The organism is Ensifer aridi (assembly GCF_002078505.1).
GTDB classification, from domain to species: Bacteria; Pseudomonadota; Alphaproteobacteria; order Rhizobiales; family Rhizobiaceae; genus Sinorhizobium; species Sinorhizobium aridi.
Window position 1 is genome coordinate 178243 of the sequence record NZ_LUAV01000016.1, and the last position, 6838, is coordinate 185080.

General features: G+C 63.2%; 5 protein-coding genes. All 5 read left to right on the forward strand.

What is annotated here, in order from left to right:
* Positions 1-64: 64 nt before the first annotated feature.
* The 5 genes from tesB to AYK65_RS16135 all read left to right on the forward strand — a co-directional run bounded on the left by tesB (position 65) and on the right by AYK65_RS16135 (position 6746).
* Positions 65-949, forward strand: a complete 885-nt coding sequence (gene tesB, locus AYK65_RS16115) for an acyl-CoA thioesterase II (protein WP_026615424.1) — start codon at positions 65-67, stop codon at positions 947-949.
* Positions 950-1189: 240 nt separating this feature from the next.
* Entirely contained in the window at positions 1190-1528 is a 339-nt protein-coding gene (locus AYK65_RS16120) for a P-II family nitrogen regulator (RefSeq protein ID WP_046120552.1), read from the forward strand.
* 27 nt (positions 1529-1555) lie between these two features.
* A complete protein-coding gene (locus AYK65_RS16125) occupies positions 1556-2983 on the forward strand; it encodes an ammonium transporter (RefSeq protein ID WP_026615422.1) in 1428 nt (475 codons plus the stop codon).
* Between the two features lie 333 nt (positions 2984-3316).
* Complete coding sequence (locus AYK65_RS16130; protein WP_081158985.1) at positions 3317-5968, forward strand: FtsK/SpoIIIE family DNA translocase; 2652 nt, start codon at positions 3317-3319, stop codon at positions 5966-5968.
* A gap of 115 nt (positions 5969-6083) precedes the next feature.
* Positions 6084-6746, forward strand: a complete 663-nt coding sequence (locus AYK65_RS16135) for an outer membrane lipoprotein carrier protein LolA (RefSeq protein WP_026615420.1) — start codon at positions 6084-6086, stop codon at positions 6744-6746.
* Positions 6747-6838 lie beyond the last annotated feature (92 nt).

Here is a 6838-nt window from a genome sequence, read left to right on the forward strand (position 1 = left end):
GCATCGTCTCCCGCCTATATAGATCAATGCCATCGCCGTTCCTACCATCGGAGACCGCCGAAAAATGTCGCGCCCCACCGAAACCGCCACGCCCATGGACGCGCTTCTCGCGATCCTCGATCTCGAAAAGCTCGAAGAGAATCTGTTCCGGGGCCTAAGCCCCCAGGTCGGATGGCAGCGGGTCTTCGGCGGCCAGGTGATCGGCCAGGCGTTGGTCGCCGCCCAGCGCACCGTCGACGAAGGCCGCTACGTCCATTCGCTGCACGCCTATTTCCTCAGGCCGGGCGATCCCGCCGTTCCGATTATCTATGAGGTGGACCGCATCCGCGACGGATCGAGCTTCGCGACGCGGCGTGTGGTGGCGATCCAGCACGGCAAGGCGATCTTCGCGATGTCGGCCTCCTTCCAATATGACGAGGACGGTTTCGAGCATCAGTTCGACATGCCGGCCGTGCCAATGCCGGAAACGCTGCCGGGGGAGCGGGAACTCAAGGAGAAGTTTCTCGTCCATGCGCCGGAAGCGATCCGCCGCTATTGGGAGCGGCCGCGGCCGATCGAGATCCGCCCCGTCTCGGTTGAGCACTATTTCTCGCGCGACAAGCTGCCGCCGACCCAGGACGTGTGGGTGAAAGCCGTCGGCGCGGTACCGGACGAACGGCATCTGCAGGCGGCCATTCTCGCCTATCTCTCCGACATGACGCTTCTCGACACGTCGCTTTACGCGCACGGCACCTCGGTGTTCGACCGCAAACTGCAGGTCGCGAGCCTCGACCATGCCATGTGGTTTCATCGCCCGTGCAAGATGGACAACTGGCTGCTCTACACGCAGGACAGCCCGAGCGCACACGGCGCCCGCGGCATGACGCGCGGCAGCCTGTTCGACCGATCCGGCGTTCTGATTGCCTCGGTGGCACAGGAAGGACTGATCCGCAAAAAGGCAACTGAATAAAGACTGAGCATTTTTTAATTTTTGCCCATTTTTTGGGCTGTTTTATTGATGTCTTTTTCGGCATATCAGGGCGCCACTCCCCTGAAAAGTGGTTTTTTCGTGTCTTTTCCTCGATTTAAGCCCTCCCATCGAATCTGGCACGCCCCTTGAATGTGATTTTCCAGTTGCCCGGCGCCTCAGGCGCTTGAAGCAGCAAGGAGAGACGGCCTCCGGCCGGAGGCAGACAAGGATGGGAAACCGATGAAAATTGTGATGGCCATTATCAAGCCGTTCAAGCTCGATGAGGTCCGCGAAGCCCTTACTGCCGTTGGCATCCAGGGCTTGACCGTGACCGAAGTGAAGGGCTACGGCCGCCAGAAGGGGCACACCGAGATTTACCGCGGCACCGAATATGCCGTGAGCTTCCTGCCGAAGCTGAAGATCGAGATCGCGGTTCCGACGGAGATCGTCGACAAGGCCGTCGAAGCCATCGCTTCGGCCGCCAAGACCGGACAGATCGGCGACGGCAAGATCTTCGTCTATTCGATCGACCATGCCGTGCGCATCCGCACCGGCGAAACCGACTCAGAAGCGCTGTAAACCGCGCCGTTCAGGGAGCTTTTTTCGATGTCGTCATTCAACCTTTCCACCTCTCTTCGACGCGTGGGCGCAACCGCTGCCGCCTTGCTCGCGCCGGTCGTTGCGTTTGCCCAGGAGGCCGCGCCTGCCGCGGCCGAGGCGGCTGCCGCAACGCCCGTCCCGGACAAGGGCGATACCACCTGGATGCTGCTGTCGACCATTCTCGTCCTGCTGATGACCGTTCCCGGCCTCGCGCTCTTCTATGGCGGTCTCGTGCGCGCCAAGAACATGCTGTCGGTGCTAATGCAGGTCCTGATGATCACCGCGGTCGTCATGATCATCTGGGTCACCTATGGCTATTCGCTCGCCTTCACCGATGGCGGCTCGCTCAACTCCTTCATCGGCGGCTTCTCGAAGATGTTCCTGGCCGGCGTCGACACGACGACGCTCGCGGAAAGCTTCTCCAAGGGCGTCTTCATCCCTGAATACGTCTTCGTGGTGTTCCAGATGACCTTCGCCTGCATCACGCCGGCTCTGATCGTCGGCGCCTTCGCCGAGCGCATCAAGTTCTCGGCCGTGATGCTCTTCGTCATCCTGTGGGTCACCTTCGTCTACTTCCCGATCGCCCACATGGTCTGGTTCTGGGGTGGCCCGAGCGCCTATACGGCTCCGACCGGCCTGATCTTCTCCTTCGGCGCGATCGACTTCGCCGGCGGCACCGTCGTCCACATCAATGCCGGTATCGCGGGCCTCGTCGGCGCCATCTTGCTGGGCAAGCGCACGGGCTACAAGCGGGAGATCATGGCTCCGCATTCGATGACGCTCACCATGGTCGGCGCCTCGCTGCTGTGGGTCGGCTGGTTCGGCTTCAATGCCGGCTCGAATCTTGAAGCCAACGCCTATGCCGCTCTCGCCATGATCAACACCTTCCTGGCGACCGCAGCAGCCATCGTCTCCTGGGCCGTGGTTGAAACGCTCGTTCGTGGCAAGGCCTCGATGCTCGGTGCCGCCTCCGGTGCGGTTGCGGGTCTCGTTGCCGTTACCCCGGCTGCCGGCTTTGCCGGTCCGATGGGGGCGATCGTGCTCGGCCTCGCCGTTTCGCCGGTCTGCTACTTCTTCGTCGACGTGGTGAAGAACAAGTTCAACTACGACGACAGCCTCGACGTCTTCGGCATTCACGGCGTCGGCGGCATCCTCGGTGCGATTGCGACCGGTATCCTCGTCAACCCGGCCCTCGGGGGCGCCGGCATCGTCGACTACTCCACGGCCGACTTCGCCGCCGGCTACGCCGGCACGGCAACCCAGGTCTGGGCGCAGCTCAAGGGCGTCCTGGTTACGGTCGTTTGGTCCGGTATCGGCTCGTTCATCCTCTACAAGGTGGTCGATGCGATCGTCGGCCTGCGCGTCTCGGTCGAAGCGGAGCGCGAAGGTCTCGACCTCTCCTCGCACGGCGAAGCCGCCTATCACACCAGCTAAGCGTGATTGCGGCGCCGCCTGCAGGGGCGCCGCCAACAGTCCCGTCGCGGTCCGCATACTGCGGATCGCCCTTCGCCCGGATCCTCGCGATCCGGGCTTTTTTTGCCTCAATGGTCCCCATCCACCGCTATTTCGACCACACACGCGCATGGTTAATGTCGCATTAACCCTACTCCGCGTAGGTTGATTCCATGGCACGCAATGTGCCCGGAGCGTTCCGCCCCCCGCAGGTTCGGCGGTGCAAGGATGCTCTGCAATCAATGGCTGGAATGTTCTCACCGTTCACTTGAAGAAGCGTGGCGTTCCGGCGGGTCGAAACGGGCAGCAGGCAACATGAGCAGAAGCAATCCCGCAACGCTTGACAGCCGTTCCAACCGGTTCGTGCTGACCACCTTCGTATGGCGCCAGATCGCCTCGCTGGCGGGCTTTGCCTTGATCGGCGCACTGGCGCTTGCCGTTGCCGCGCTTTCGACCTGGAACGTCGCCGATCCAAGCTTTTCCTACGCAACCTCCGACGAGCCGACCAACCTGCTCGGTTACGGTGGCGCTGCCTTCGCCGACATCTTCATGCAGTTCTTCGGCCTGGCGAGCGTCGTGGCGCTGCTGCCGGCCGTCGCCTGGGCCTTCGTTCTCATCGGCAACAAACCCTTCGACAAGGTCCTGAAGCGACTTGGCCTCTGGTTCGCGGGCTCGGTGCTGGCGAGCGCGGCCTTGAGCTGCGTGCCGGCGCCGATCACCTGGCCGCTGCCGAACGGCCTCGGCGGCGTCTTCGGCGATATGATCCTGCGTTTTCCGGCGCTCTTCACCGGCACATTCCCGACCGGCACCTTTGCGACGATCCTCGCCTGCCTTTTCGCCGCGCCTGCCGCCTGGTGCCTGATCTACAGCGCCGGCCTCATCGGCGTCAGCGACGAGGAAGAGGAGGAACCGGCGCCGGAGTCCGCACCCAGCAAGGCGCGCACCATACGCGACGAGCTCGATGAGGAGGACGAGGAAGGACCCTTTACCCTCCTGATGGGGTCGCTCGCGCATATGCGCTTTACCGCCCAGGCCCGACTGCGCCGCATGTTCGGCATGAGCGCGACGCGCGCCGCCAAGCGGCATTACGACGAACCCTACGACTTCAACAACGATGAATTCGGCACGCTGAACGAGCCGGCACGGCCGAAAGCGCTTGCCGGCGATCGCGTCGAGCCGTCGCTCGATCGCGCCGAGCGTCGCATCGTCACGCCGCCGTCGATGATGGTCGATGAGGACGACGATCCGCCCTTCGATATCGACGAGCCCCGGCCCGCCGGCATCCTGCCGGACGAAGACGTCGCCGCCGACTGGGCACCGCGGCCCGCGCCGCCAAAGCCGACGATAGCAATGGCGGGCTCGCGTGTGGCACCGCCGCCGGCGCGGCCGAAGAGCGGCCAGGGCGTCGAGCGCGAGGCGCAGCGCTCCTTCGTCGCGGACGACGGCGATTTCACGCTGCCGCCGATCCATTTCCTCGCGGAGCCGAAGAATGTCGCGCGCGATGCCTCGCTCTCTGCCGATGCGCTCGAACAGAACGCCCGCATGCTCGAGGGCGTGCTCGAGGATTTCGGCGTCAAGGGCGAGATCATCCATGTCCGCCCCGGTCCGGTCGTCACGCTCTACGAGCTGGAGCCGGCACCGGGCATCAAGTCCTCGCGCGTCATCGGCCTTGCCGACGACATTGCCCGCTCCATGAGCGCGATCGCCGCCCGCGTCGCCGTCGTGCCGGGCCGCAACGCCATCGGCATCGAGCTGCCGAACCAGCGGCGCGAGATGGTCTATCTGCGCGAGCTGATCGGCTCGCGCGACTTTGAGACGACCAAGACCAAGCTCGCCATGGCGTTCGGCAAGACCATCGGCGGCGAGGCGGTGATCGCCGACCTCGCCAAGATGCCGCATCTGCTCGTCGCCGGCACCACCGGGTCAGGCAAGTCGGTGGCGATCAACACCATGATCCTGTCGCTGCTCTACCGGCTCACACCCGAGCAGTGCCGGCTGATCATGATCGATCCGAAGATGCTCGAACTCTCCGTCTATGACGGCATCCCGCATCTGCTCTCGCCGGTCGTGACCGATCCGAAGAAGGCCGTTGTCGCGCTGAAATGGACGGTGCGCGAGATGGAAGAGCGCTACAAGAAGATGTCGAAGATCGGCGTGCGCAACATCGACGGCTTCAACAACCGCGTCGAGCAGGCGCTCGCCAAGGGCGAGGCGATCACCCGCACCGTCCAGACCGGCTTCGACCGCCAAACCGGCGAGGCGATCTACGAGACGGAGGAATTCGACCTTTCCCCGATGCCCTATATCGTCGTCATCATCGACGAGATGGCCGACCTGATGATGGTCGCCGGCAAGGACATCGAGGGCGCCGTCCAGCGGCTCGCCCAGATGGCTCGCGCCGCGGGCATCCACGTCATCATGGCGACACAGCGCCCGTCGGTCGACGTCATCACCGGTACGATCAAGGCGAACTTCCCGACGCGCATCTCCTTCCAGGTGACGTCCAAGATCGACAGCCGCACCATCCTCGGGGAACAGGGGGCCGAGCAGCTCCTGGGCATGGGCGACATGCTCTACATGGCCGGTGGCGGCCGCATTCAGCGCGTACACGGCCCCTTCGTCTCCGACACCGAGGTCGAGGAGGTCGTCGCCTATTTGAAGACCCAGGGCGCGCCGCAATATCTCGATGCGATCACGGAAGACGACGACGAGGAGAACGAAGGCGGCGGACCGGCCGGCACTTCGAACCTCGCCGATTCCGAAGACCCCTACGACCAGGCGGTGGCGATTGTCCTGCGAGACGGCAAGGCTTCGACGTCCTACGTGCAGCGGCGCCTCGGTATAGGTTATAATAGAGCGGCATCGCTGATCGAACGAATGGAGCAGGAAGGCATCATCGGCCCCGCGAACCATGCGGGCAAGCGCGAGATCCTGGTGCCGACCGAGGCGGAAATCACCGGCCGTTAGAATTAGGGCGACGGCCGGTAACGGTCATTTGAGAATGGAGCCTGTCGCGGGAGATACAACGCCTTGAAGGCGCCCCACTTGCTCGCCAAATGATGCCGAAATGAAGGAGACTGCGATGATGGAGAAAAAATCCGGCGACGGCCGCAATCGGGCAATCTCGCGGCGCGTCTTCGTGGGCGGCCTTGCTGCGCTCGCCGGCCTGACTGCCACGACATTCGACGCGAGGGAGGCTTCGGCACAGGCGCCCGCTATAGCGCAAAAGATCGCCGATCATTTCTCGTCGGTGAAGACAATGGCCGGAGAATTCGTGCAGTTCGGCCCGCGTGGCGAACAGACGGGCGGCAAATTTTACATCCGCCGGCCGGGGCGCATCCGCTTCAATTACGAGGCCCCCTCGCCGATGCGGGTGATCGCCGACGGCAGGTCCGTCGTCATCGGCAACATGAAACTTAAGACCTGGGACATCTATCCGCTGTCGAAGACGCCGCTCAACCTGCTCTTGAGCGAAAGGATCGACTTGAGCAGTAGGATGGTGCGAGGCGTCAAGGTCGAATCGGACCTCATCACCATCGTGCTCGGCGACCGCTCGATTTTCGGCGATTCGACGATCACGATGATGTTCGATCCGAAGACCTATGATCTTAGGCAATGGACGATCACCGATGCGCAGAAGAAGGACACGTCGGTGATGATCTTCAACGTCCGGACGGGCATGCAGCTGGATGACAAGGTCTTCCGCATCCCCTATGACGAGGTGCGGAACAAGGGAGGCAAATGAGCTGGCGCGCCCAGCCTGAATGCCACTGCATGTCTCCTTAGATCGACCTCGATCTAAGGAGACATGCAGCAGTTCAGAGTGCTACAGCGACC

Bases quoted from the DNA above. Each gene is read 5' to 3' on its own strand.
- tesB (WP_026615424.1), top strand. From the start codon at position 65: ATGTCGCGCCCCACCGAAACCGCCACGCCCATGGACGCGCTTCTCGCG.
- AYK65_RS16120 (WP_046120552.1), top strand. From the start codon at position 1,190: ATGAAAATTGTGATGGCCATTATCAAGCCGTTCAAGCTCGATGAGGTC.
- AYK65_RS16130 (WP_081158985.1), top strand. From the start codon at position 3,317: ATGAGCAGAAGCAATCCCGCAACGCTTGACAGCCGTTCCAACCGGTTC.
- AYK65_RS16135 (WP_026615420.1), top strand. From the start codon at position 6,084: ATGATGGAGAAAAAATCCGGCGACGGCCGCAATCGGGCAATCTCGCGG.
- AYK65_RS16125 (WP_026615422.1), top strand. From the start codon at position 1,556: ATGTCGTCATTCAACCTTTCCACCTCTCTTCGACGCGTGGGCGCAACC.